The organism is Thalassotalea euphylliae (assembly GCF_003390375.1).
Taxonomy (GTDB): domain Bacteria; phylum Pseudomonadota; class Gammaproteobacteria; order Enterobacterales; family Alteromonadaceae; genus Thalassotalea_F; species Thalassotalea_F euphylliae_A.
Genome location: NZ_QUOT01000001.1, coordinates 313,271 through 335,771, shown reverse-complemented (window position 1 = coordinate 335,771; position 22,501 = coordinate 313,271). Strand labels below are relative to the sequence as shown.

The following is a 22,501-nucleotide window of genomic DNA, read 5'->3' as shown; positions in this document are numbered from 1 at the left end:
TTTTTGTGCGCGAGCCCCGACTTCGAGTAAACATTCTACTAGCTAAATTTTAATTCGTCTAAAAAACTTGTCCCGTAGGAAAGTTTTTTGACCTCAAATATTTCAACTATTGTTTGGCCAATATCAGCAAATGTTGTTCTTTCGCCCAAATTTACTGACTTTATCGAAGAATGATAAGCAAGTACTGGCACATATTCGCGAGTATGATCTGTACCCTGCCAAGTGGGGTCACAACCATGATCTGCTGAAAAAACGAGCAAATCATCCGGTTGCATTGCCGCTTTTATCTCCACAATGCGTTTATCAAACGCTTCAAGCGCTTTACCGTATCCAACAGGATCACGACGATGACCGAAGTCTTGGTCAAAATTCACTAAGTTAGTGAAGATTAATGAATTGTCTTCTGCAGTATTGATATGCTCAATCGTAGCGTCTGTTAATGCATCAATTCCCGTTGCTTTTGTTTTAATTGAAATACCTTGGTGGGCGTAGATGTCAGCAATCTTACCAACACTAATTACCGTACCGCCTGCATTAGTAATGTTATCAAGCATAGTTGGTGCCGGTGGTAAAATAGAATAATCGCGACGATTACCTGTGCGTGTAAATGATTTTGCATCATCGCCAACAAACGGACGAGCAATAACACGACCAATATTCATTGGTTCAACAATTTTTTGTACTGTTTCACAGTACTTATATAAGTTGTCTAAGCCAAAATGCTCTTCATGTGCAGCCACTTGGAAGACGCTGTCAGCACTGGTGTAACAAATAGGTAAGCCAGTTTTAACGTGCTCTTCACCAAGCTGTTCAATAATCACAGTACCCGAGGCATGACAGTTACCTAACATGCCTTCAAAACCTGTCGCTTCATTAATTTTTGCCATTAACTCAGCAGAGAAGCTATTTTGCTTATCACTAAAATAGCCCCAATCAAAAAGTACGGGTACACCTGCCATTTCCCAGTGACCTGATGGCGTGTCTTTACCAGTACTTAATTCCGCAGCGTAACCATAGGCACCGTTAATTTGTTCAACCGGTGCGTGGTTTACTTGAGTACCACTTGCTTGCTCTGCCAGTTCTAGCAAGCCCATACTCGCCAATTGAGGTAAATGTAATGGACGCCCTTCTTGTGCCTCAAATTCACGCGCTAAATTAGCAAATGTATTAGCACTTACATCACCAAATTTTTCAGCATCAGGTGCATGACCTACACCAAAACCATCAATGACCATTAAAATGACGCGCGCCATTACAACCTCAACTTTGTGTTAAATCCCAAACATGGGCATTAAAGAAATTTAATGTTTAAATTATATCCGTTTCGAAGATAAACATTAATAAAATGTGTTTAGTTTAAAGCAGCCAGTCTTGCTTTAAATTTCACTTAATAAAACCAAATAAACATGACCGTTTGGTCAGGATGTGGTAATTTATCAGCTTTTTAAGCAAAGACAAGTTTAATATTGCGCTAATCGCTTAGTTTTCAATCAAAATGACAAAATAGTTGTTCGAATTTGATAACAGACGCTTCAAGCTCTATCAAAATTGAGAAAAAAGCGTCAAAATACGCGACAATTAACAGAGTAGTTTTTATAGCTGCCATAAACTTTCTTTTTAGTGGGATTTCTAACCAAGTGAATGCTGATCAATTAGCAAAACCAACTATTATCGCTGTTGTTGGTGCATCGGCCTCAGGCAAAACACTTTTTGCTCAAACCATATATGATGAACTATTACCTGAGCTAGGAGAGCAAGGTATCTCTATTATCAAGGAAGACTCTTATTACCGAGCGCAAGATGATTTGCCTATGGAAGAGCGTATTCGTACCAACTACGATCATCCAAATGCGTTTGAACATGAGTTATTACATCAACATTTAAGCGATTTAACTGCAGGTAAAGCAATTGAGTGCCCTACCTATTGCTATAAAACCCATACCCGTACAGCAGAAACAGTAACGATCAATCCAACCAAAATTATCTTGATTGAAGGGATTATGTTACTGACTAATGAACAACTTCGTTCAAGTTTTGACATTAAAGTGTACATGGACACGCCATTGGATATTTGCTTGATTCGTCGTATTAAGCGAGACACTCAAGAGCGCGGTCGCAGCATTGATTCAATTACTAACCAATATCTGGAAACAGTAAGACCTATGTATTATCAGTTTATTGAGCCGGCTAAAGCTCATGCTGATATTGTCATAACCCGTGGCGGAAAAAACAGAATGGCAATAGAAGTATTAAAAGCCAAGATTCGCCAACTTACCTATAACAATAATTAGAGGAATATATGGATTTAACAGCACTGCGTGGCGTGCTGGGTATTATTGCGCTGCTCGCAATTGCCTATGCACTGTCATACAAACGTCGAGACATTAATTGGCGAACGGTCAGCTTGGCTTTCGGTTTACAAGTGTTGCTTGGTGCTTTTGTACTTTACATTCCATTTGGTAAAGATGTTTTAGCATCGATGTCAAATGGCGTTCAACATGTGATTGATTCAGCGAAAACCGGTATCGACTTCTTATTCGGCGGGCTAGGTACTGACGCCATGTTTGAAAATGGTGTCGGTTTTGTTTTTGCTGTTCGTGTTTTACCTGTCATTATCTTCTTCTCCTCGCTGATTGCCGTACTTTATTACTTAAACATTATGCAGCAAGTGATTAAGGTCATTGGTGGTGGCCTACAAAAGTTACTCAACACCAGTAAGCCTGAGTCTTTATCTGCAACAGCAAATATTTTTGTTGGGCAAACCGAAGCACCTCTAGTCGTTCGTCCATACATTAAAAATATGAGTAACTCTGAGCTATTCGCCATTATGGTTGGCGGTTTAGCCTCGGTCGCTGGCTCTGTGTTAGCAGGTTATGCCGGTTTAGGTGTCGACCTCAAATACCTGATCGCAGCATCATTTATGGCAGCACCTGGCGGCTTATTGATGGCCAAGATCATCATGCCAGAAACTGAATCACGCGAAAAACTAGAGCAAAATGTTGCCTTTAATGATGGTGAAGAAAAGCCAGCGAACGTTATTGATGCCGCTGCGTCGGGTGCTGCATCTGGGTTAAAACTTGCGGTAAATGTGGGTGCAATGTTACTTGCCTTTATTGCCTTAATTGCCCTACTTAACAGCATAGTACAAGGCATTGGCGGATTATTTGGTTTTGAAGGCTTAACAATTGAATGGATCTTAGGTTATTTATTTGCTCCTATCGCGTTTATCGTTGGTGTACCTGTTGACGAAATGCTGCAAGCAGGCAGCTTTATTGGGCAAAAAATTGTCGTTAACGAATTTTTTGCTTACGCACAATTTATTGAAGTCAAAGAAAGCTTAAGTGTTACCACACAAGCCATCATTACTTTTGCTTTGTGTGGTTTTGCTAACTTGTCATCGATTGCCATTTTATTAGGTGGTATTGGTTCTATGGCGCCAAGTCGACGCCCTGATATTGCCCGCTTAGGTGTTCGCGCAATGATTGCCGCAACCTTAGCAAACCTAATGAGCGCCGCTATTGCCGGTGTATTTATCAGTTTATAATTAAAGAGTTTTACAGTGAGCGAACAAACACTAATTACATACGCAGAAAAAGCGCTAGCGTTAATGGATTTAACCAGCTTAACCGATAGCGAAGCCATTGCTGATATTGAACATCTATGTGAGCAAGCACATAGTGCTGCTGGTGACACCGCAGCCATTTGTATCTACCCGCGCTTTATTCCACAGGCTAAAAAGAAGCTAGCGGCCCTAAACGCAGCCAACATTAAAATTGCCACAGTCACTAACTTTCCTAAAGGCGGAGATGACATTGACATTGCTGTAGCTGAAACAAATGCAGCGATTGCTTACGGCGCAGATGAAGTTGATTTAGTATTTCCATACCAAGCATTAATCTCTGGTAATGAGCAGATTGGCTTTGACATGGTAAAGGCTTGTAAAACAGCATGCCAGCAAGAAAATGTTGTATTAAAAGTGATCATTGAAAGCGGTGAGCTTAAAACTGATGCGCTGATTCGCCAAGCTAGCGAAATTTGCATCAATGCAGGTGCTGACTTTATTAAAACATCAACCGGCAAAGTAGCTGTTAACGCAACACCAGAAGCTGCAAAAGTGATGCTAGAAGCAATTCAAGCGACCAATCCAAAGGTTGGCTTTAAAGCCGCTGGCGGTGTGCGTAGCGCAGAAGATGCGAAAGTGTACATCGATATGGCATCATCACTATTAGGTGAAGATTGGGTTAATGCAGAACGTTTTCGTTTTGGCGCAAGCGGCTTGCTTAACAACCTGCTAGCCACGCTTGGGCATAGCGACGACAACACTAAATCACCTAGCGCTTACTAAGCGCTAGTATGTTGGTAATTGTAAGCTAACGCTATGGCACAACTTTATTTCTACTATTCTGCGATGAATGCAGGTAAATCTACTCACTTATTGCAGTCAGCCTATAACTACAATGAGCGCGGTATGCAATGTGTATTGTTTACCGCTAAACTCGACGACCGTTATCAGCAAGGGAAAATCACATCGCGTCTAGGTATTGATGCCGATGCACAGTTGTTCGATGAAACAACCGATTTATATCAAGCACTTTGTCACGCAAATGAAACGGCCAAAGTAGACTGTTTGCTTGTTGACGAATCACAGTTTTTAACCGAGGCACAAGTTAAGCAGTTGACCGATGTGGTTGATTTTTTAAAAATTCCTGTCTTAGCCTATGGTATTCGCACCGACTTTTTAGGCAATACCTTTACAGGAAGCGCTGCCCTACTCGCTTGGGCTGACAAGCTCATTGAATTGAAAACCATTTGTCACTGCGGTAAAAAAGCAAACTTTGTCGCTCGAATCGACGAGTCTGGCAAAGCCGTTACCGCTGGTGAACAAGTTGAAGTGGGAGGTAACGACAGATACGAGTCGTTATGTCGCAAGCATTTTAAAGCACTGGTTTGGTAAATCGAATTTCAAAATTTGCTGAATGTCAGTAAGCTTTTTAACTAGTTAAAACAAAAACGGTCACTTTTTAAGTGACCGTTTTTTATTTTGCTCAAATTGCTAATTAAACTAAAAGCCTTATCAACTTTTATTTTTTAATCAATAACTTGATAAATCTCTGGTGAAGTTTCAACAGCTTGCTCACTAAAGCTAAACGCCGCAAGGTACTGCTGACTCGCTGAGTCGGCTTGTGCTTTATCTTTACCATGAACGCGAGCAATCACGTCACCTTTTGCTACTTTAGTGCCGATAGGTTTGATCTGATCAAAACCAACACTGTGATCAATTTGTTGATCGTTCGCTGTACGGCCACCGCCCATGCCGACAATAGTTAAGCCGATATCGCGAGTATCCATACCAGCAATATAACCATCTACTGGTGCAGTTACGTCTTGAATAACATTCGCTTTTGTCATCGACTGCCAAGGTGATTCAAGCAAATCAGCTGGGCCGCCCATGCGATGAATCATACGGCTAAATAATTCAGCCGCTGCGCCAGAATCTAATGCATGGTTAATTTTTTCTAGTGCCTGTGCTTCGTTATCAGCAATGCCTGTGTTGATCAACATGCTTTGCGCAAGGCGAACAGTCACATTGTGCAAACGTTCTTCACGATATGCGCCCGTTAGATAATCGACTGTTTCGATAATTTCTACCGCATTACCAGCACTGTTACCTAATACTTGATTCATATCGGTAATAATTGCTTGGGTTTTTACACCCGCGCCATTAGCAACATTGGCAATACTTTGCGCAAGTGCGATAGCATCATCCATGTTCTGCATCATGGCGCCATTGCCAACTTTAACGTCCATTACTAACGCATCTAAACCTGAGGCAAGCTTCTTCGATAGAATCGAGCCAGTAATAAGCGGTATAGATTCCACGGTTGCGGTAATATCACGAATACCGTAAAGGCGTTTATCGGCTGGTGCTAAGTCGTTAGTTTGACCGATAATAGCGATACCAAGTTCTTTTACCAATGCTTTAAATTCAGGAATCGTTGGCTGTGTGTTAAAGCCAGCAATGGCTTCTAATTTATCGACCGTACCGCCTGTATGCCCTAGGCCACGGCCTGCGATCATCGGCATGTATGCACCACAACTACCCACAATTGCAGCCAGCATAAAGCTAACTTTATCTCCTACACCACCGGTAGAGTGCTTATCTACCACAGGGCGATCTAATTCTGGCCAGCTTAATACCGTACCTGAGTGCATCATCGCCTGAGTAAATTCAACAATTTCTTGCGTTGCCATGCCTTGTTGAAAAATAGCCATTGCCATAGAGCCAACTTGCGCGTCGTTGAATTGACCATTGGTGATGCCATCAACGAAGCACTGAATTTGTTCTTTTGATAATTCGCCGCCATTGCGCTTAACGCGAATAACTTCTTGAGGAAGTAGCATATTTATCCCTTTAAATTCTTAATTTTGCTTGCTTAATCTTACTTGTTTAAGTTTGAGTTAATTACAAAAGGTCTTTAGGCGTGAAGGCATCAGGTAGTAACTGCGCTACCGTCCATGTTTTCTCATTACCTAGATGGTTCATTGCCTTAACTTCACACTCTGGTGCCATAAATTCAGCAATAACTTGGCGACATGCACCACATGGTGGTGTAAGTTTTTCTTGCTCGGTATACACCACTAATTGATTGAGTGTTTGACTGCCATTAATTACTGCCTGCGCAATGCAGTTGCGCTCTGCACAGACGGTTAAACCGTAGGATGCATTTTCTACATTACAGCCAAAGAATACGTTACCTTGATTGTCTAGTGCCGCTGCGCCAACGTGGAACTTACTATACGGGGCGTAAGCGCGGTCAAAACCTAGCTTGGCTGATTGCTTTAAATGGTGCCAAGTTTCTTTTGTCATTGTTGTATACCACTTGCTGTGTTTTTGTATTAGATTTTGGGGCTCATTGTGTTAGTTTGACTAACTCATTAACTGACCATATGGTCAGGTTATATAATAAATGACTGTTTGCACAATTACTAGTTAAAATTTACTAGCTAAAAAACAAAAAACCGCGCTAATTAGCGCGGTTTTTATCATTTTAAAGCATTAACGCTTTACGTACAGATTACCTTAGAAAGTGTACTTAACACCAATCTTAATGCGGTATGCTGAATCGCGCGCTTCAAAAGTGAAGTCATCGCTTAAGATATCACCATAGATGTACTGACCTGTAGAAGCGTCGATGTCCATTTCGATAACTTCACGAGTATCGAAATTCTGACGGTACACTTTACCTTTTGAAGAATCGATTAGGTTTAATAAGTTATTTACTACAAAGTAAACTTCACCTTTATGACCAACCATTAAGCCAGGTAATTCTTGAGATACATATAGGTCTAAGTTAGTTACCCATGGAGATTGCGCTTGACCGCGATCTACGTGGCTACCAGCAAAACCAGAAAGACCTAAGCTATCGAAGTGAGCTAGCACTTCTTGCTCAGTAACACCTTCGTATCTTACGTTAGGATCGTTAGCCGTTGGTACGTATGCTAAGTAGTTACCGCCAAACGTTGTGAAGAAACCAGAAGGTTGGATCAAGTCTTGGTTGAAGAAGCGACCGCCTTGTAGGTTAGTTAGGTCAACTAAATGGCTGTACGCAGAGCCTGAGTGACGCTCGAAGAATAAGTTAAAGCGTGTTGCATAACCTTCGAAGAACTCAGTTTTGAAGCCTAAGTTAAGCACAAAACGATGCTCTGTTTCGTATGGTGAAGTACCAATTTGCGTTTCTTGGTGATCTAAGAAGTGACCGAAACGGTAGTTACTGCGTGCAGTAGAAGAACCACCTGGGTTACCTTCTGTAATGTCTTGGTTTGTGTAAGACATATCGAAGCTAAAACCGTTATCCCACTCTTTCGCAATACCTGTGCTTAAGATAACTGAGCGGCCATCGCGATCCGCATTGGTTAGCATAATTTCTAGTTCACGCGTGTCATAGAATGGAAGTGCACCACTTAACGTTGAACCAACTACGTCACCTTCTTGAAGCAATGCAGCGTTGATCCACTCTGCAGAGTTTTCTTTCTCAGTGTAGATTGCTGTTGTTGTCCAAGCGAAACCATCACCTAAGTAAGGAATGTTTAACGTCACGTCTGAGTTAAGCATGTAAGTCCACTGAGACGGGATATCGAAGTTAGGATCGATAAAGTTAGTCACACTACCACGAGTACCGCTATCAATAGCTGCGATCGCATCAGGTGTTGGTGTCGTTAAGATGTTTGCTGGCGCTTCAAAGTCACGTTGACCAAAGCGCTGTGCACTTACACCATCATTAGAATATGAATTTGAAATCCAAACATTCGGGTTACCACCTGCGAAACGACCAACGCTACCACGGAAAGTAACATCATCGTTGTATAGGTAAGTGAAACCGAAACGAGGTAATACAATGTCAACACCGTCTAGGTTGAAAGTATTGTCGAATCCTGTACGGTCAAGTAAACCTTGGTTAAAGGTAGGTTTGTCATCTGAGCTAAAGCGCTCATAACGAAGACCGAAAGATAACGTCAACTCGTCAGTAATGTCCCAAGTGTCGTTCACGTATAGCGCTAAATCTTTACGCTCGAAGTTAGCTGCAACAGCTAGAGGGTCATTACCTAAACCGTTTTCGTACGTGTACTCTGACACTAAACGATTTTCGAAATCAGATAGTGAATCAAATGTCGTTGTACCACGAGAGTTTGGTAAGAATTGGTTTTCAACTTCTAAGATCTTGTAGTCGATACCAAAATCGATTGCGTGATCTTCGTATAAATACGTACCATCAAACTTTAAAATCGTTAGGTCGTTGCTTAACGAGTTTGAGTGACGGAATTGGTCAGAACCGAAAGCGATTGAACCGGTTTCACCATCATTATCAGTATCGATATTGTTGATAGTGATATCACCTAAGCCTAGCTCGCTGCGAAGTGAAACTTGGCCTGTTTCTACTGATTTTTGAGTGATACTGATCTCAGATGAGAAATCTGCCGTCCAATCAGAATAAAGCTTAGCACTGTAGTTCTTTAGCTCTTGTGTATTGTTGTACCAGTGAGAGTCTAAACGTAGCTCACGCTCGCTGGTCGTTGTGTTACGCGTGTCGTTACCTTCGTTGAACATGTAAACGAAGTTAGCACGGTGATCATCGTTAATGTTCCAGTCTAGCTTGATGATGTATTTTTCATCTTCTAGTTGTGGTTGACTTTCAGCAGAGCCAATCTCAGAAACACCGTATACTCGGCTAGCAATTTCTTGCACTGCTGCTACATCACCAACGGTTGCAGTTGTTTTGTTAGCACCTTTACTAGAACCAGCTGGGCCGTACTCTAATACTTGTGGTGAGTCATATTTTTCGTAGGCAGCAAAGAAGAATAATTTGTCTTCTAAAATTGGGCCACCTAACGTGAAGCCATAGTTCTCTTCTTCAAACTCAATTGGAACGTCAACACCATCATTTTTTGGTGTACCCGCTAAAGCATCACTTGTTCTTTCGAAGAACATGTTGCCGTGAAATTCGTTCGTACCTGACTTAAATACCGCATCAACCGCACCACCAGTGAAACCACTTGATTTTGCATGTGTTGGCGCAACACTTACTGTTACTTGATCAAGTGCATCTAATGGGAATGGGTTACGTTGTGTTGGGTAACCGTTGTTGTTTAGACCAAAGTCATCGTTTAACGGAATACCATCGATACTGATTGAGTTAGTTCGCGGGTTAGCACCAGCAATAGTCATTTGGCTTTCGCTACCCGGCTTAATAACAACTAGTGGATTGTTACGAACCACGTCTTTAAGATCGCGATTCAAGCTTGGTGTTGAAGTGATATCTTCAGAGTTGAAGTAACTGTCGCTTGCATTCGAGTTAAATAATGCACGGCTACCAGTAACAACGATAGTTTCAACATTGTCACTTTCTAGTTGGCGATCTACACGTTGCGTTTCGCCTAACGATAGATAAACATTCTTAACTTCCGCATCGCGGTATTCATCAGAGTCGATAATAACTTTATATGGACCGCCAACGCGCAGACCTTTCGCTAAGAAACTACCGCTGTCATTCGTTGTTACCGTTTTACGTGTGCCTGTCGGCTCGTGGATTACAACAATAGTTGTATTTGGTGCTACGTTACCGCTAGGACCGTAAATAGTACCGCGAATACTCGACGCAGTATCCGCAGCCATAGCTGAAGTTGTCATACCAAGTGCGACAACTACCGCACCAGCTATTTTTGAGAGACGATGACTTTTCATCAATTTTTCCTTGGTTTTATATGGTGTTCGTGAAATACAAACTAAACACTTGTTATGCTTTTTATGACTGGCATCATGAAAGCATGTGTATTTTACAAATTAATTACATTTTGTCTATTTGGACAAGTATTTTTTAGACAGATAATTACAATTAATCAAGAACAGCCCAACTAAACAAAAAACACACATAACGTTTTATTTCAATAACATAAATACAGTATGCTGTTATTTTGAACGCTTTTGGGTGTATATTTAGACAAATTAATTTCAACCATACTGACCATATGGTAGTTTATTAATTGAACACATTAATAAACTAGGAGACTTTTCAGTAGATTTATGTGGTCAAAAAAAAACCGCACATGACGTGCGGTTTGTTAATTTATATTAGAAGTCGATTAGAAATCGTACTTAACACCTACACGGACTTCCCAAAGAGATGCATCAGCAACACGTGTTTGACCTTGTGGCTGAATAAACTCTTCAAATACGTACTGACCATTGTCGTTGATTGATGCAGCAACCATTTCTTGAGCGCGTGGGAAGCTAGTTTCGTACAACACACCCCAATCGTCATTTAATAGGTTACCGAAGTTTTCAACTACGATGAAAGCACTTGCTTTATGACCATCCATTAAGCCTGGTAGCTCTTGAGAGATCTTGATATCAAACTTAGTCCACCAATCACTGTTGATCGAGTTACGTGGCATGATTCGACCACCAAACTTGCTCAAGCCTTCGCTATCTAAGTATGCGAAGAAGGCGTCTTGGTCAAAGTCATCACCAAATACTACGTTAGGATCGTTTGCGCCGTCTGGAATGTATAGTAAGTGACGGTCGATGAAACCAACAGAGTCACCGAACTGGAAGCCACCGTCGAAGGTGTAGCTGTATGGACGACCTTCGTTAGCTGATGCAAATACGCTGAACTTAGTCTCGTAACCTTCGAAGAACTCATGCGTATAGTTCACTTTTAATGTGAAACGATGAGGAATTTCGTAGTTAGACGTACCTAAGCCCGGATTTTCTGGATCCGATGTATTGTTCAAGTAGTTTGAAAAAGCTACTGAACTGGTCATTGGGCTAACTTCTTTGGTCGCTGTATACGCGTAAGCAAGCGTCCAATCTAATCCCCAATCGTGAGTTTTAGAAAGTGCTAATGAGAACGACTTACGGTAACCAGAGTCACCTTTCACATTCGTTAACATAAAGTCTTGGCTACGATCGTTTGAACTAGTGTAAATTGGACGACCATCTGGTGCGTCAACACCTGTGTCTACACGCGTGATATCGCTGATGATTGCAGCATCTTTAACGTCTGTGTATAAGTAGTCAGCCATTAATACGTAGTCGTTTGGCAAGTATAAGGTTGCACCAATCGCGTATTTCCACTCTGACGGGATCTCGAAATCCGGGTCTAAAATGTTAATACCACCGGCATCACCATCGCCATTAGCTACCGCGTCGAATTGATTTTGCGGCACGTTCCAAATTGGTCGACCATCGCCAGTATGAGGCGTGTTAAATAGCTCAACGCCACGGAATTGCGTTTGTGTTTGTACAACACCGTTGTTTTGGTAGTTGTTACCTAACCAAACGTTCGGGTTACCACCTGAGTAAAGACCAATACCACCACGTACTTCTAGGTCTTCACGTGGTTGCCAGTTGATACCTAAACGCGGCTGAAGTAAACCTTCACCATCGAAGTTTTGACGGTTAGAGAAACCATATAACTCTTCAATTAGTGGGTTTTCTTCCGGGAAATCATCACTTGTGTACCAGTCGTAACGTAAACCGAAGGTAACGGTTAAGTCATGCTCATATGAGAAGTATTCATCTTGAATGTAAGCGGTATGAATCTCGTAACCAAATTCAGCAGCGGCATCAGCAGGGTTGTTTGTGCCTGTGGCATTATAGTAATAAACACGTGCAGCTAAACCGTTACGGAAATCGTCGATTGAATCGAAACGGAACTCACCTTCAGTGTGCTGTACGAATAAGTTAAATACATCTAAACGCTCTTGCTCGTAACCACCAGTAATAACATGGTCACCTACTAAATAAGTACCAGCAATTTTAAAAGTATCTGTATCGTAGGTTAAACGGTTTGCATGACGAGAGTCATCTGCACCTAAGTATACAGTGGCACGTGAACCATTGTTTTCAGTGCGAATTTGTACTTCACCAAAATCAGTACCTGCAAGTGGTGTTACACTTTGTTCAAAATCAGCCGTACCAATGCGAATCTCAGTTGAGAAGTTGTCGGTCCAATCTGAATTTAACGAGGCCACATAAGATTCAAACTCTGCGTATTGATCATAGTAATGATTTGAGAATTCAAATTCGTTTGAATCACCATCTGATTCGCGAATGGTATTACCGTCATTGTAGTTGTAAACAATTGAAGCGCGGTGCTGCTCATTGATGACCCAATCAAGCTTAGCCATGATTTTTTCATCTTCAACTGGCAAGCTAGTGATCAAATCACCTGGCTCATAACCGTATACATTGCGAGAAATATCTAAAATTTCTTCGTACTGTGCTTGAGATAAACCTGCTACTGGAACAGCAGCATTTGAATCCGCTGTACCGCGGTCAAACAAATCAGAGCCTTCTAATTTTTCATATGAAGTAAAGAAGAACAATGTGTCTTTGATTAACGCGCCGCCTACATTAAAGCCATAACGTTTTTCATCAAAGTCACCGGTTGCGATATCTTCGCCTTCAAGGCTGTCGCCACGCAATGAATCACTGGTGTAATCGTAGAAGAAACCACCTTCAAGTTCATTGGTACCAGATTTAGTAACAGCATTTATGTTACAAGCTGTGAAACCACCATACTGAACATCAAATGGCGCTAGTTCTACGTTAACTTGTGAAATTGAATCGTAAGAGAACGGGATACGAATTGTTGGGTAGCCGCCCGAACCTAGACCAAAGTTATCGTTAGTACGGATACCGTCAACCGTGAAGCTGTTGAAACGTGAACTTGCACCCGCACATTGAATACCATCGTCACGACTTTCGTTAATGTAAATACGAGGATCGATGCGAACTAAGTCTTTAATATCACGGTTGATAGCTGGCGCTGCTTCTAAGTCAGCTAAGCCAAAGTTTGTCGAAGGACCTTTTTCACCGGCACTTTGATGCATGCGGGCACCAGTCACTTGAATCGTTTCAAAAGACTGCTGTAGGTTTAAACTAAGGTTTAATGTATCACCTAGTGAAAGATATACATCTTCGATAACTTTATCACCCGCACCACTTTTCACTGATACGATGTATGGACCACCTACTGGTAAGCCACGTAAGTTGAAGCTACCTGTTTCGTTAGAAACTAATGTTTTAACGCTACCGGTACGAGTATCAAACACAGTAATTTCTGCGCCAGAAACTAATTCACCCGCTGGCGACACAACATTACCGCGTAAACCCGCAGATGTTGTATCAGCCGCCATTGCTGATGTTGATAAGCCAAGCGCGACAACTACCGCACCAGCTATTTGTGAGAGACGATGACTTTTCATCATATTTTCCTTGGTTTTATTTTTAATGCTCATGTGAAGTTCACGACTAAACACTTGTTACACTTTTATGACTGGCATCATTAAAGCATCTTTATTTTACAATTTAATTACAATTTGTCTATTTGGTCAGGTTGTTTTTTGTACTAATTGATGCACCAGCAACCACTTGTTAACACCCTATAAAGCCAGCTAACCCCTTTAAATTACTCAGTTAGTCCTGATTTTTAGTGACTTTGAATGAAATTTTATGCTGTTTAAATAAACAAAAATATTTCAGCTATGCGAGCGAAATGTTGCGGTATGATTTGCGAGATTTTTACAAAATAGAACATTTTGTAGGTGGTCATACAGAGTTCACAAAAGTTTAAAATAGCCTCATAGACCAACTTAAATTATTCTTCGTATAATTTGACTATCTGGTTAAACTCTATTTTGGGCTGAATTTTTGTTGTAAACTTAAGAAGTTAAATCAAATCGTATTTTAATAATTGGTCAAATATTGGTTAGTAAAGGATGAATGTAGCAAAAAAAGAATCAAAACAAGGAACTATTCGCGCTTTAAGTGAAGCTAAAATCCTCGAAGCTGCGCAAGAGGAATTTATTTTACAAGGTTTCAAAGGTGCGACGGTGCAATCAATCGCCGATCGAGCTGGACTGCCAAAAGCTAACATCCTTTATTACTTCAAAAATAAAGACAATATTTATCATGCCGTATTGGAACGTACATTAGATATGTGGGACGAAGGCATTGGTGATATTGATCCACAAGATGGACCTGCTGCTGCGATTGAAAAATTTATTGCGTCTAAAGTTAGAATGTCATTTCAACACCCTGGCGCATCAAAAATTTACGCCATGGAGATTATCCAAGGTGCGCAGCATCTAAAAGACTTTGCAAGAACCTATTTGAGAAAGTGGGTACGAGAAAAAGCTGCGTTATTTCAACATTGGATTGATAGTGGCCAAATGGCTGATATCAATCCGTATCATTTAATTTTTGCCATCTGGTCAACGACTCAACACTACGCAGATTTTGAAACACAAATCTTAACCGTGATGAATCAGGCTGACTACGAAGAAGAAGATGAACAGCAAGTTATTGCGTTTTTAACCGACTTTGTACTTCGTGGTTGTGGCTTAAAATAAGAACTTATCTATGAAAAAACTCTTTGCCGGTACTGGCTTAATACTATCAACAATGGCGACGGCTATGGCTGCTGATACAATCAAAATTGCCACCTTTAACGTTAGCATGGAAGCACTTAATTACCTCCCTAGAGGTGAACGCGGCCAAGTAACCCCAAAAGGAAGCGAACTAATGGCAGCTTTGGCTAGCCAACATCAGCAAATCAAAAACATCGCCGAAATTATTCAGCGAGTTAATCCTGACATTTTATTGTTGAACGAATTTGACCGTACCGACAATAATGCCATTGCATTGCAAAAGTTTTTGACTGATTACCTAGCTAAGAGTCAGCAAGGTCAAGCTGCTATTAGCTACCCCTACTATTACCAAGGTAGTGTTAATACCGGTGTAAAAGCGCCTATTGATATCAATGGTGATGGTAAGATCACAACGCCACAAGATACTTATGGCTTTGGTTACTTCCCTGGTCATTTTGGTATGGCATTGTTATCCAAGTACCCTATTGATCACACCAATATTCGAACGTTTCAAAATTTTAAATGGCAAGATATGCCAGATGCATTAAAGCCAATGCAACCAGAATCAGACAAAGGTTACTACGCTGATGAGGTATGGCAACAACTAAGACTGTCATCCAAATCACATTGGGACGTGCCTGTGATTGTCGACAGCAAAGTTGTGCACGTACTAGCTAGTCACCCGACACCACCAGTATTTGATGGCCCTGAAGATAGAAACGGCAAACGTAATCACGATGAAATACGCTTTTGGCAAGATTACATCTCAGGTCCTAAAGGTAACTACATTTATGATGACAAAGGAGTAAAAGGCCCATTAAGCCTTGACGCACCATTTGTTATTTTGGGTGATCTAAATGCCTCGACAACTGATGGCGATGCCAATAAAGATGGCATAGGTAATTTACTCGCCCATCCTAGCGTTAACGATCCGGCGCCAAGCAGTCAAGGTGGTGAGCAAAGCAAGCCAGATAACCCAAATGCACAATACCATACTGCTCATTGGGGCATGCGCGCCGACTATGTATTGCCATCAACGTTTGGTTGGCAACTAACAGATAGCGGCATCTTCTGGCCAACTAATGACTCGCCACTATATCGCTTAGTTGATAGTCGCGCGGCTTCTTCAGATCATCGCCTCGTTTGGGTCGAACTTTCGTTAAAATAATTGAGAATCAAAATGCGTAAATTACTCTCCTCTCTATGTGTTTTAGCGGCTTGTAGTGCCGCAGCAAAAGAACAACCGCACAATATTATCATGGTGATAGCTGATGGCATGGGGCCAGCTTACACCACAGGTTACCGCTACTATAATGACGATCCAAGCACGAAAGCGGTTGAATCGACAATTTTCGATAAGTACTTAGTGGGTATGTCGTCAACCTACCCTGCTCCTGTCTCAGGCTACGTTACCGACTCCGCCGCTGGCGCAACTGCGCTTTCAGCAGGTGTTAAAACCTACAATGGTGCCATTGGCATGGATGTTAACAAACAGCCAGTAGAAAGTGTTTTAGAGCGTGCTAAGCACTATGGCATGAAAACTGGTGCCGTGGTGACTTCACAAGTTAACCATGCAACGCCCGCATCATATCTTGCACATAATGAATATCGCCGAAATTACAATGAAATTGCTGATAGTTACGTTGACGATCGCATCAAAGGAAAAATTAAATTTGATGTCCTGTTTGGTGGCGGTTGGCAGTACTTTATTCGTGACGATCGCCAATTAGTTGAAGAGCTGACGTCAAAAGGTGTTCAATATATTGATACCTACCAACAATTATCAGACTTACACAATAAACAACCGGCATTAGGTTTGTTTGCAGATGTTGGTCTACCGCACGCGCTCGACGATACAGACCGTCACCGTTTATCGACGATGACAAAAGCGGCGACTAACTTGCTTGCAAATCAAGATAAAGGCTACTTTTTACTCGTTGAAGCTAGTCAAATAGATTGGGCGGGTCATAGTAATGATATTAGTGCAGCCATGGCAGAAATGGATGATCTGGCTAAAACAATTGAATACTTGGAAGGTTATGTTTCAAAACACCCTAACACCACTGTTATTCTAACTGCAGATCACAGTACTGGTGGTTTGACGCTTGCGGCTCAAGGTGAGTACAAATGGCAGCCAGATGTGCTTAAAAAGCAATTACATTCACCTGGCCACATTGCCAAGTTATTGCTAGAAAAGTCATTCTCTAAACAACAAGCAGATGAACTCTTCAACCTAGCACTTACCCAAGCAGAATACGATGCGCTTTTAAAAGCGAAAGTAGACGCTGAGCAAAAATTAATTGCCTACGAGCAATTATCTAAGGAAGAGCAAGGTAAAGCACGTATGCCTAATACATCTAGACTTGTTGCTAAAATAATTAAAAAATTACTCGATACACGTTCAAATACCGGTTGGACTTCAGGCGGTCATACCGCAATAGATGTACCTGTTATTGCACTTGGTAAGTACGCTGAAAAATTTGCTGGTCATCAAGACAATACTCAAATCGCTAAGAAAGTATTTAAATTATTAGACAAATACAACAAATCGAGTAAATAGTAAGTTATAAGCCAGAGCATAACTTGCTCTGGTTTAATTTGTTATGGTTTAGTTTTTAGGCAAAAGATAATCTACTCAACAACAAGCAAGCCTGCGAAACAATTTATTTGGCAACATATTTAGCTTTGAAGAATTTGCATCAATTCTCATTGCCTAGTTTTTCTAAAAGCTTTTATTTTATCGCCGCTTTTTCTTCAGCGCCGATCCAGCCCCTTCTTAATCCTGCTAGCCAAACTAACAAATTAAGTTATAATAAGGTTACAAGTTCCCTATGTTGAGCATAGCGTTTTTTGCTATTGGTAGCGTTTAGATGTCTTCAACCTGCGACTAACACCCTAATTTCCTCATTTTATTGCCATCTTTTACATCCCCGACTAATGTTTACTAATAGTGAGTTTTTCCTAACAGAAAAATAGCTGTGGCCTTTTGAAAACGGACTTTTGGCTGTTATTTACCGTTTCAACAACGCTTTTTGACTGTGCTTTTTGGAAAACAGGCATTGTTTAAATTTGCTTAGTTGTTTTTAGCAAACACTTTTATTGAGCAATTCAATAGCTAAAAAACGGGAGAAAAATAATGAAAAAAGGCTTTTTATACCTTAGTACAGTCGCTTGCGCTGTCACTATGTTAAGCGCTTGTATGAGTACAGACCCTAAAATGGGTGGTGGTCAAGGTGGTGGGACTATTACTGGCGGTGCTGGTGGCGCAAACACTGATAATAGAAACAGCCAACTTGAAAGCTGTGATAAAACCCTTGGCACTATGTCAGTTTTTGAAGATCGCAGTCTACCTTGGTGGTCAATGTATCAGCGCAGAGCACCAGATTTAGGCAGTACTGTTCCTGTTATTCGGCTGATGATCCAACAGTCTAACTGTTTTGTTGTAGTTGAGCGTGGTGCGGCGATGGCGGCAATGAAGGCTGAGCGAGAACTAATGTCATCTGGCGAGTCTCGCGGCGGCAGTAATTTTGGTAAAGGCCAGATGGTTGCCGCTGATTACACTTTATCCCCTTCAATCCAATTTTCTGAAAAAGGCACAGGTGGTATAGGTGCTATTGCCGGCGCCTTATTTGGTTCAGTTGGCGCGGCAGTTGCTGGTGGATTTAAGAAAAATGAAGCTGCGACCACCATGCTGCTAATAGATAATCGATCAGGAGTACAAGTATCGGCTGCGGTAGGCAATGCGGAAAACCAAGACTTCAAGGTTGGTGGTGCACTCTTCGCTGGTGCCTTATTGGGCGCAGGAGCGTATTCAAATACACCGGAAGGTAAAATCGTTACGGCGGCGTTTGCTGATTCATACAACCAAATGGTAAAAGCGTTGCGAAACTATAAAGCGCAACAAGTTGAAGGTGGCTTGGGTACAGGTGGTAAGCTAGAAGTTCAACAATAAATAGGCCGCTAGCACTGGGGCATATCTCCGCAATGCTCTAGTGCTAGGTTTAATACCAACTATTAAGCACATAAAACTAATTCCAGAGTTTTCTATAAAGAAATGCTTTGCAAACTACCATAGACATTTTCCATCAATTAGCGCCTAATACTAATTGAATTAAAAAATTATTGAATTGATAAATTCATAGCGCAGTCAGCGGTAGAAGAATTAGGCAAATTTTTACAAACATAGTTGCTCATCGAATAAATTTGGCGAAATCATCAGCTCAGCTGAACGCTCCTAAGGGTGAGATTAACAGGCATATATAAAGAGATGTTAGCTTTAGTTCTCATGTAGAAAAAAGAAATATTCATTCTCTGCAATCAATGCCTTACCTGCATGGGTTTAGCTAGGTTATGCATTGAGCTCGTAAGCTGTGCCTTTAAGCCTTTTAATTCTCACTGAATGATTAAGTAATTATTTCAATTGGTATTAGTCAACTGCCAAACAATAAAGAGTTTTGAGTTTTAGATGCTGTCCGCCAACAAATTTATTCTTGAACAAACAAAAGAAAATGTGCCGCTCAATAAATGGCAAAAAACCATTAACTTGATGTCGAAGCTTTATCAGGTGCCGACGAGTTTTATTGTGCAATACACAGATCAAGGCTATCAGGTGGTGATTGCCAGTCAGCAAAAAGAAAACCCCTACCCGGCAGGCAGCACTATCCCTACCTCGACCAATATTTTTTGCAAAAAAGTGGTTGAATCACACCAGTTACTTTATGTGCAAAACGCCACTGAACTTGAAGAATGGCAGACCAATCCTGAGGTAAGTGACGACGGTTTTAATTCCTACCTCGGCATGCCCATCAATTGGCCTGATGGCAAGCCCTTTGGCACTATTTGTATCATGGATTTGCAAAAAACAGATTATGACAATAACCATATAGAGTTATTGGCAGAGTTTCGTTCAGTTATCGAAGATGATTTAGAAATTATTGATAACTATGATAAAATGCAGCAAATCGCCATGGTTGATCCACTCACCAATATACATAATCGACGCGCATTTATGCTACTGGCCGAACAGCGCTTTAAATTAGCGAAACGGGTGGAGCTATTGCTGGGCGTACTATTTATTGACGCTGATGACTTTAAGCAATTAAACGATAAATATGGCCATGATATTGGTGATAAAGTGTTGGTTTCCATCGCCACTAGTATCAAAGCGAATATTCGTGAGAGCGATATTCTGGCAAGGATTGGCGGCGATGAGTTTGCATGCGTGTTACAAATTAATCACGCCGAAGACCTACCTCTTATTGCAGAAAAAATTAGTGACCATTACCAACAAGCTAATCAACAGCTTGCGCTGCCCGCCAACACCATTAGTATTGGCTCTGTCGTTGCTGAGAAAAACAAAAGTCTTGATGAACTTATTTGCATTGCCGATCAAGCTATGTATCAAGTGAAAGCTGAGAAGAAGCGTTAATTGTGTCAAAGATTAGTGCAACGCCCCAACCACCCTACTACGCGGTTATATTTACGTCGACACGAACAAGTGATGACTTGGGTTACATTGATATGGCCGCCAACATGCTCACCTTAGCAGCCCAACAATCAGGCTTTCTGGGTGTTGAATCGGCTCGCGAAGCGCTGGGTATCACAGTTTCTTACTGGACTGATCTTGCGTCGATTAAACAGTGGAAAGCCAACCTTGATCACCAACAAGCGCAAAAACTCGGCCGAGAAAAATGGTATGCCAGCTATAAAGTGCGAATTGCCAAAGTTGAACGCGACTATGGCTTATAAACATTGGTTTTATAAACGCTCGGTTTTAGTTTTTATGCTAGTTTCATTAAAAACGGCTAAGCACCTGTAAATTAGTACTTAATATCAAGAAAATAAGAACGAATGACCACTAATAAACTTAATCTTATCGTTGGCTCTAAAAATCCGGTTAAAGTAAACGCCGCAAAAGCTGCGTTCCAATCGTATTTTCCTCAACAAGACATCATTGTCACCTCAGTCAATGCCCCATCAGGTGTTGCTGAACAACCCATGACTGAAGCAGAAACCCTTCTGGGTGCGAAAAATCGTGTCTCCCATTGCCAGCAAGAATTCGCTGATTCCGCTGATTATTATATTGCCATCGAAGGCGGCGTTGATCATTACCATTACGGCCCTGCCGCGTTTGCTTATGTCGTTATTTCAAGTGCTAATACAGACCAAGAAGCCATTGCCCTTAGTGCCCAACTTCCGTTACCAGAAGGCGTTTATCAAGCATTGCAACAAGGTGAAGAATTAGGCGATGTAATTGATAAACTCTTTAATACCCAAAATGCCAAGCAGAAATCAGGCGCAATGGGGTTATTTACTAATGGTTTAGTGACCAGACAATCTACCTATCAGCAAGCCCTGATTTTGGCACTAGCGAAGATTGCCAATGCTAAATTATATCAATAATAACGAAAACCGATAGGTAAACGACTTTGTCGTGCTAAAAGTTTTGTTATATTGAGCGCTTGTGACAAATTAAAATCCTAGTTAAAACTAGATTCAAACTCCAATTAACCACTGATATAAAACAAAGCCCAGTTATGAATTTTAAACTTTCGGTATTAGATCAATCGTTCGCTCGTACTTTTGACTCAGCCACAACAGCACTCAAAGAAACCATTGAGATGGCACAGTTTTGTGAGCAACTCGGCTATCATCGCTTCTGGATTTCAGAGCATCATGGATTTGTTGCCCTAGCGGGCAGTGCTCCTGAAGTGTTACTTTCGGCATTGGGCGCGGCGACCAATAAAATTCGCTTGGGCTCCGGTGGTATTATGTTGCCTCACTACAGCAGTTACAAAGTAGCTGAAGTATTTTCAATGTTAGCCAACTTATACCCAGAGCGTATTGATTTAGGTATCGGTCGTGCGCCCGGCACAGATATGCTAACCGCTTCAGCACTCGCGCCTAATGGTCGCCCGGACTTTCATAAGTTTCCACAGCAAGTTGAAGAGCTGTGGCATTACCTAAACAATGAAAACGCAGAGCCAACCGTCAGCCCGAAACCGCCGAAAGATTTGCCAATGTGGATGTTAGGTTCAAGCCAAGACAGCGCGGTTTTAGCCGCTCAGCATGGTTTACCTTACAATTTAGCGCTGTTTATTAACCCACATGCATCAGCACAAGTTACTAATTATTATCAGCAGCACTTTAAACCAAGCGCGAAACACGAAACGCCATATACTTCGGTGACAATTGCCACTTTCTGCGCCGAGGATGAAGACTATGCGCACCTGCTCGCTAAGAGTTACGAGGTCAATTACTATCGCTACATCACCGGTGAGTGGCAAGGTGACTTCTTAACGCCTGAGCAGGTGGCAGAATATCCTGTACCACCTCAGTTAAGTGCTTTTATCCAACAGCGCCTGCCAAGGCGAGCAATTGGCACACCAGCGCAAGTCAAAGCCAACATAGAAGAGATACAAGCGCAGTTTGATGCCGACGAAGTGATGATGATCTCAAACGTTTACCATTTTGAAGATCGTAAAAAAAGTTTTGAATTAGTCAAAAAAGCGTTTAGCTAGGCCGTTTCTAACAAAACTTACAACCACTAAAATAAGCTGACAAAAAAGCC

Annotated in this window: 17 protein-coding genes; 12 read left to right on the top strand and 5 right to left on the bottom strand. The window is 41.5% G+C overall.

Translation table 11 applies throughout. The features are described 5' to 3' along the window. Nucleotides 1-38: 38 nt before the first annotated feature. Nucleotides 39-1,253, bottom strand: coding sequence for a phosphopentomutase (locus DXX94_RS01515; protein WP_116013419.1), 1,215 nt, complete (start codon nt 1,251-1,253; stop codon nt 39-41). A 384-nt stretch (nt 1,254-1,637) separates the two neighbouring features. On the opposite strand from DXX94_RS01515, the gene udk reads away from it, so the two are divergent. The 4 genes from udk (at nt 1,638) to DXX94_RS01495 (ending at nt 4,954) form a co-directional block, all read left to right on the top strand. Beyond that, on the top strand, nt 1,638-2,291 hold the full coding sequence (udk, locus tag DXX94_RS01510) for a uridine kinase (protein WP_116013417.1): 654 nt from the start codon (nt 1,638-1,640) through the stop codon (nt 2,289-2,291). 8 nt (nt 2,292-2,299) lie between these two features. Then, nucleotides 2,300-3,544 carry a NupC/NupG family nucleoside CNT transporter gene (locus DXX94_RS01505; protein ID WP_116013415.1) on the top strand — a complete coding sequence of 415 codons (1,245 nt, stop codon included), beginning with the start codon at nt 2,300-2,302 and terminating at the stop codon, nt 3,542-3,544. Between the two features lie 63 nt (nt 3,545-3,607). Then, complete coding sequence (gene deoC / locus DXX94_RS01500; RefSeq protein WP_116018221.1) at nt 3,608-4,345, top strand: deoxyribose-phosphate aldolase; 738 nt, start codon at nt 3,608-3,610, stop codon at nt 4,343-4,345. Nucleotides 4,346-4,378: 33 nt separating this feature from the next. Beyond that, nucleotides 4,379-4,954: a thymidine kinase gene (locus tag DXX94_RS01495; RefSeq protein WP_116013414.1), complete on the top strand. Its 576-nt coding sequence runs from the start codon at nt 4,379-4,381 to the stop codon at nt 4,952-4,954. Nucleotides 4,955-5,088: 134 nt separating this feature from the next. On the opposite strand, the gene deoA is transcribed toward DXX94_RS01495, so the two are convergent. From deoA to DXX94_RS01475, 4 genes are all read right to left on the bottom strand, one after another. Further along, the gene (deoA, locus tag DXX94_RS01490) at nt 5,089-6,402 is read right to left on the bottom strand and encodes a thymidine phosphorylase (RefSeq protein ID WP_116013412.1); all 1,314 of its coding nucleotides are present in this window, start codon (nt 6,400-6,402) and stop codon (nt 5,089-5,091) included. 61 nt (nt 6,403-6,463) lie between these two features. Beyond that, nucleotides 6,464-6,868, bottom strand: a complete 405-nt coding sequence (locus tag DXX94_RS01485; protein WP_116013411.1) for a cytidine deaminase — start codon at nt 6,866-6,868, stop codon at nt 6,464-6,466. 213 nt (nt 6,869-7,081) lie between these two features. Beyond that, nucleotides 7,082-10,240, bottom strand: coding sequence for a TonB-dependent receptor (locus DXX94_RS01480; protein ID WP_116013409.1), 3,159 nt, complete (start codon nt 10,238-10,240; stop codon nt 7,082-7,084). 398 nt (nt 10,241-10,638) lie between these two features. Then, nucleotides 10,639-13,770, bottom strand: a complete 3,132-nt coding sequence (locus DXX94_RS01475; protein WP_116013408.1) for a TonB-dependent receptor — start codon at nt 13,768-13,770, stop codon at nt 10,639-10,641. Nucleotides 13,771-14,280: 510 nt separating this feature from the next. On the opposite strand from DXX94_RS01475, the gene DXX94_RS01470 reads away from it, so the two are divergent. The 8 genes from DXX94_RS01470 (at nt 14,281) to DXX94_RS01435 (ending at nt 22,451) form a co-directional block, all read left to right on the top strand. Next, nucleotides 14,281-14,913, top strand: coding sequence for a TetR family transcriptional regulator C-terminal domain-containing protein (locus DXX94_RS01470; RefSeq protein ID WP_116013406.1), 633 nt, complete (start codon nt 14,281-14,283; stop codon nt 14,911-14,913). Between the two features lie 10 nt (nt 14,914-14,923). After that, a complete protein-coding gene (locus DXX94_RS01465) occupies nt 14,924-16,099 on the top strand; it encodes an endonuclease/exonuclease/phosphatase family protein (RefSeq protein ID WP_116013404.1) in 1,176 nt (391 codons plus the stop codon). A gap of 12 nt (nt 16,100-16,111) precedes the next feature. After that, nucleotides 16,112-17,491 carry an alkaline phosphatase gene (locus DXX94_RS01460; protein ID WP_116013403.1) on the top strand — a complete coding sequence of 460 codons (1,380 nt, stop codon included), beginning with the start codon at nt 16,112-16,114 and terminating at the stop codon, nt 17,489-17,491. Nucleotides 17,492-18,130: 639 nt separating this feature from the next. Next, a complete protein-coding gene (locus DXX94_RS01455; RefSeq protein WP_220348013.1) occupies nt 18,131-18,883 on the top strand; it encodes a CsgG/HfaB family protein in 753 nt (250 codons plus the stop codon). 513 nt (nt 18,884-19,396) lie between these two features. Continuing rightward, on the top strand, nt 19,397-20,359 hold the full coding sequence (locus tag DXX94_RS01450) for a sensor domain-containing diguanylate cyclase (protein WP_116013399.1): 963 nt from the start codon (nt 19,397-19,399) through the stop codon (nt 20,357-20,359). Between the two features lie 2 nt (nt 20,360-20,361). Then, a complete protein-coding gene (locus tag DXX94_RS01445) occupies nt 20,362-20,679 on the top strand; it encodes an antibiotic biosynthesis monooxygenase family protein (RefSeq protein WP_116013398.1) in 318 nt (105 codons plus the stop codon). A gap of 102 nt (nt 20,680-20,781) precedes the next feature. Then, on the top strand, nt 20,782-21,333 hold the full coding sequence (gene yjjX, locus DXX94_RS01440) for an inosine/xanthosine triphosphatase (RefSeq protein ID WP_116013396.1): 552 nt from the start codon (nt 20,782-20,784) through the stop codon (nt 21,331-21,333). Between the two features lie 134 nt (nt 21,334-21,467). Continuing rightward, nucleotides 21,468-22,451 (top strand): LLM class flavin-dependent oxidoreductase, encoded by a 984-nt coding sequence (locus DXX94_RS01435; RefSeq protein ID WP_116013395.1) that lies wholly within the window; start codon nt 21,468-21,470, stop codon nt 22,449-22,451. The last annotated feature ends 50 nt before the right edge of the window (nt 22,452-22,501 follow it).

Excerpts from the sequence above, each read along its gene's own strand:
- DXX94_RS01470 (WP_116013406.1), top strand. The coding sequence starts at position 14,281 with ATGAATGTAGCAAAAAAAGAATCAAAACAAGGAACTATTCGCGCTTTA.
- yjjX (WP_116013396.1), top strand. The coding sequence starts at position 20,782 with ATGACCACTAATAAACTTAATCTTATCGTTGGCTCTAAAAATCCGGTT.
- DXX94_RS01450 (WP_116013399.1), top strand. The coding sequence starts at position 19,397 with ATGCTGTCCGCCAACAAATTTATTCTTGAACAAACAAAAGAAAATGTG.
- DXX94_RS01505 (WP_116013415.1), top strand. The coding sequence starts at position 2,300 with ATGGATTTAACAGCACTGCGTGGCGTGCTGGGTATTATTGCGCTGCTC.
- deoC (WP_116018221.1), top strand. The coding sequence starts at position 3,608 with ATGGATTTAACCAGCTTAACCGATAGCGAAGCCATTGCTGATATTGAA.
- DXX94_RS01515 (WP_116013419.1), bottom strand. The coding sequence starts at position 1,253 with ATGGCGCGCGTCATTTTAATGGTCATTGATGGTTTTGGTGTAGGTCAT.
- DXX94_RS01480 (WP_116013409.1), bottom strand. The coding sequence starts at position 10,240 with ATGAAAAGTCATCGTCTCTCAAAAATAGCTGGTGCGGTAGTTGTCGCA.
- DXX94_RS01495 (WP_116013414.1), top strand. The coding sequence starts at position 4,379 with ATGGCACAACTTTATTTCTACTATTCTGCGATGAATGCAGGTAAATCT.
- DXX94_RS01485 (WP_116013411.1), bottom strand. The coding sequence starts at position 6,868 with ATGACAAAAGAAACTTGGCACCATTTAAAGCAATCAGCCAAGCTAGGT.
- DXX94_RS01460 (WP_116013403.1), top strand. The coding sequence starts at position 16,112 with ATGCGTAAATTACTCTCCTCTCTATGTGTTTTAGCGGCTTGTAGTGCC.
- DXX94_RS01465 (WP_116013404.1), top strand. The coding sequence starts at position 14,924 with ATGAAAAAACTCTTTGCCGGTACTGGCTTAATACTATCAACAATGGCG.
- DXX94_RS01455 (WP_220348013.1), top strand. The coding sequence starts at position 18,131 with ATGAGTACAGACCCTAAAATGGGTGGTGGTCAAGGTGGTGGGACTATT.
- DXX94_RS01475 (WP_116013408.1), bottom strand. The coding sequence starts at position 13,770 with ATGATGAAAAGTCATCGTCTCTCACAAATAGCTGGTGCGGTAGTTGTC.
- DXX94_RS01435 (WP_116013395.1), top strand. The coding sequence starts at position 21,468 with ATGAATTTTAAACTTTCGGTATTAGATCAATCGTTCGCTCGTACTTTT.
- deoA (WP_116013412.1), bottom strand. The coding sequence starts at position 6,402 with ATGCTACTTCCTCAAGAAGTTATTCGCGTTAAGCGCAATGGCGGCGAA.